The organism is Acidiphilium sp. (genome assembly GCF_049977125.1).
Lineage (GTDB): Bacteria > Pseudomonadota > Alphaproteobacteria > Acetobacterales > Acetobacteraceae > Acidiphilium.
Map to the genome: position 1 here is coordinate 1 of NZ_JBMFGY010000212.1, position 3,913 is coordinate 3,913.

General features: G+C 56.8%; 1 protein-coding gene and 1 pseudogene. Both read left to right on the plus strand.

Annotation, left to right across the window (positions count from 1 at the left end; all coding sequences use genetic code 11):
• Positions 1-564 (plus strand): annotated as a pseudogene (locus ACP5E6_RS16850) (IS4 family transposase); the annotation flags it as partial.
• Positions 565-1,210: 646 nt separating this feature from the next.
• On the plus strand, positions 1,211-3,610 hold the full coding sequence (locus tag ACP5E6_RS16855; RefSeq protein ID WP_427956115.1) for a TonB-dependent receptor: 2,400 nt from the start codon (positions 1,211-1,213) through the stop codon (positions 3,608-3,610).
• Positions 3,611-3,913 lie beyond the last annotated feature (303 nt).

A 3,913-nucleotide genomic window follows, 5' to 3' on the forward strand; every position in this document is an offset into this window, starting at 1 on the left:
GATGCCGCAGGCGAGACGCGAACCGCGGCGGACTGGGTCGGCAAATCAGGCCGGGCGCGCAAACTGCGTGGTGCGCGCGTCACCGCCTCGCACGCCTATCAGGTCGGTGCCGTGGTGTGCGTACATGCGCGTGACATGAAGGAGCCATGGTGCCTGGCGAGCAGTGACGCCGTGGCGTCTGCAGGGACATTGATCAAGCAATATTCTCGGCGCTGGACAATCGAACCCAGCTTCAGAGACGTCAAGGATTTGCGTTTTGGGATGGGAATGGCCGAGATCCGCATCGCCGAACCGGAACGGCGCGATCGGCTGCTGCTGATCAGCGCGTTTGCGATGGCGCTGCTGACCATGCTCGGGACGGCAGGCGAGAGCCTGGGAATGGATCGACAGCTCAAGTCCAACACATCGAAGACCCGCTCACACTCGTTGTTCCGTCAGGGGTGCATGCTCTATGAATTGATCCCGAACATGCCGAAGCATCGGCTACTGCCCCTGATGCGGCGGTTCACGGAAATGCTGCGCGGCAGCGGCATATTCGGCAATTTCATGCCGACTACGAAATGAGGGGAATGGTGAGTAGAGATCTGGCTCGATCAGGTTGCAGAATCACACAACGACGTGCCGATCAGAGCGTCGGTATTCCGGAGATGTGCGAAATTGATGCACCGGCAGAGCTCCGAGCTCGACGAAGACGGCTTGATAGCTGCGAGTGCGATCGTCGACAATCTCGTCGCAGCCACCCGCAATGTCAGGGATTTCGAACTTTTGAAAAGGGGGGGTCATTGATCCCTTCGGAACTCGGGCTTGAGATTGCTGATGTGATAACCCCGCATGAGTGGGCATGAAATCACTCAGCGTTTTCCAATGAAGCCATGGCGACGAAACTGACATGCGATCGAGACCAAATTAACGAATGCACTAGCGCTCGCAGTGTCTGCAAAAACCCCGCATTCGCAGCAAAACACAAGAACCATGTGAGCACTATCGATTGCGTCGAGACCAATTTTCGGAATTTCTCGGCATGCGGATCCCCTAAACAGAGCGACAAACGTGTTCGTCAAAAATAGAAGGCCAAGATAGCGGTAGCTGTTGCGGATAATGGGTGCACTTGAGGATGTAACACAAAAGTCTCCGAACTGTCATCAATCTGCGATAGCGATCCTGGCCAAGGATGACGAAAACCCAATCAACATTGGTCTGGGTACGAAACATGAAAAAAACACGTGGGCTCCGTGCCCTCCTGTTGGCCTCGACGCCGGTCGTTGCGTGGGCGCAGGTAGTTCCACCGCAGTCGTCCGGGCCGACGGGTGGATTCATCGCGGGGACGGTCAGTGCAACCGGGTTGGTGCCGACCACCTCGGACGTTGAGGCCGCTCAGCTTTCGCCAAAGGCGGTTTTCAAATCCAGTTCCACGACGAAGGTGCTGAACCGGCGCGAGATCGACGCCGCCGGCGCGGTTGGTGGCGTGGCAAAAGCCCTCGCGTTCGCGCCGGGTGTCAATGTGTCGACCTACGGGGCTAACGGCGTCAGCAAGGCATCGATCTCGATTGACGGGGTCAAGACTGGCTGGGCCGGGTTTTCGGGTGGCAATGCCGATAACGGCAGCATCGGCGTTTCGTTCGACGGTGTTCCGATGGTCAATCCTGGCAACGGTCTTTGGCAATCCACCCTCATTCCGCAAACCTCCCTGATTCAGTCGATCGGGGTGACTTACGGGCCGGGGCAGCCGCTCGATCGCTGGTATACCAATATCGGTGGCGGCTTGAATTTCGTGCCGGTGCAGCCGAGCGCTCATCCGAGTGCCGAGATCACCGGCACCTATGGCAGTTTCAATACCAAGAACATCACCTTCCGGCTTCAGACCGGGCTTTACGACGGGTGGGAGACCGTGTTCGCGGGCGGTATCGGCAGTGCCGACAGTTTTCTGAAGGCGCCGGATGGTTTCGCCAACGGGAATAACAACTACGCCTATCTGTTCAAGACAAAACGGAATTTTGACGGCGGCAGTTTCAGTATCGGCGGCTACACGGCGCGCAGTTCGGCGTATCGGCCGCTTGCGATTCCGCTGACGCCGATCCCCGGCGTGTCGATCAACGGATTCGAGCAACCGGGTACGCCGTACAGTGAAGCGACCACGGGGTATTATACCGCTCTGCCGGGTTCGGTGAACCGCAAGGTCGATCGCAACCAGATCGCGCTCGCCTACGGCAAACTCACGCTCGATCTGAATTCGATCACGACGTTCCACAACCTGACCTACTTCGTGCGCGAATCACGCCTGCATCTGACCCCGTTGCACGATTATGCGCCCGGCAGCACTACGCTTGAGGAGACCAACTCACCCTATAGCCGGGTGTTCGGCGATAAATTATGGTTCAATCTCAAACCGGCGTATAATGATATCGATGTTGGTGGGTTTCTGCAGGTGAGCAAATACCATTCGCAGGAGGATCTGTGGAATCCGAATCTGGGATTTGCCGGCGCACCCTTCCCGACGACCGCGGTCGGCTCGGCTTCGGTACCCAATGGCCCTTATTTCAGCGATACGTTCCGCCAGATCGATAGCGCCGCGTTCGTGCAGGATGCGATCAGCCCGCTTCCGAATCTCACGATTACGCCGGGGGTTCGTTTCATCAATTACTCGATCGATTTCACGCCCGATGAATCGGTGACGTTTCCGGAGGCCTATGTCCTCAATCCGGGCGGGGATCAGGCCGCGGTGAATTTTCCGCCGACAGCGGCGGGCAAGACGTTCTCACGTTTTGAACCCTCGCTCGGCATCAATTGGCGGGTTCAACCGTGGCTCGCGATCTATGGGAGTTATGCGCGGGCTTATCGGGAGCCGGAAAACGGGGGCGGGGTCGGACCTTATGTTGCGATCGCGGCTTCCAACGTCGAGCTTGAACAGGGTGATGATTACCAGATTGGCGCCAAGCTGCATTGGGACCGGATCGGCATGGCGCATGACATTTCGGCGGGTGCCAATCTCTATCATCTGGCATTTTCCCATGAAACCCTGCCGACGGCACTGGCAAGTTTCGGCTCGCTGATCGCGTTCGGGTCGTCCGTGTATAACGGCGCGAACATCTACGCCGATGGATCTCCGGTCGACAATTTGCATGTCTTTGCGAATGCGGCGTTTACCCATGCCTTTTTCAAGGATTTCACGAATGCCGCAGGCACGGTCCATGGTGTGCCTGTTTCCTACACCCCGAATATGACGTTCAATGTCGGCGCATATTACAAGGTCTTTGCCGGATCGACGCTGATTGAACCGCGCATTGTCTACCAATATGTCGGCGCACAGAAAATGTATGATGACAGCCAGAATATCACCAGCAATCTTGGGATCGCGCCTTACGGGGTCATCAACGTGTCTGCAAAGGCCTATGTTCCGGTGCACGGATTGGGGGGACGTCTGAAGCTTCTGACGGTTCAGCTCGAGATCGATAATTTGGCGGGGTTGAAATACAATCCTTTCGAATATGTGTCCGCAGGCGGCCTGTATGGGAGCGGCGCGGGTGCGGGTGCATCGGTTGGTGCCGGTCAGGTTCTGGCTCTACCGGCACCCGGGCGGGCGATCTATGCCAGCGTCGGTGCCAAGTTCTGAGTCGTCCCGGGCTTTTTGTTGGACAAATAGGCGATCCCCCACGATCCCTTTCGACCGCTGGATAACGGGGTGTATCGGGCTGTTCGGTCGTAGGGCGGTTTTGCCAAGGCTGGTCACTACCGTAGGCTCATCGTTTTGATCGGACGAGTAACGAGCAATCGGTATCTATACGAGACTTTCTGCAGCGATCGGCTAAAAACCCAATATTGCGGCCTAACCTACAAATACCGTAACCAGTTTCCATAATTTTGATTCTGCGACATTCAATATAAGCATAATTCCGGACCACGCTCATCCAATCTA

Coding starts and splice junctions, on each gene's coding strand:
- ACP5E6_RS16855 (WP_427956115.1), top strand. CDS start 1,211: ATGAAAAAAACACGTGGGCTCCGTGCCCTCCTGTTGGCCTCGACGCCG.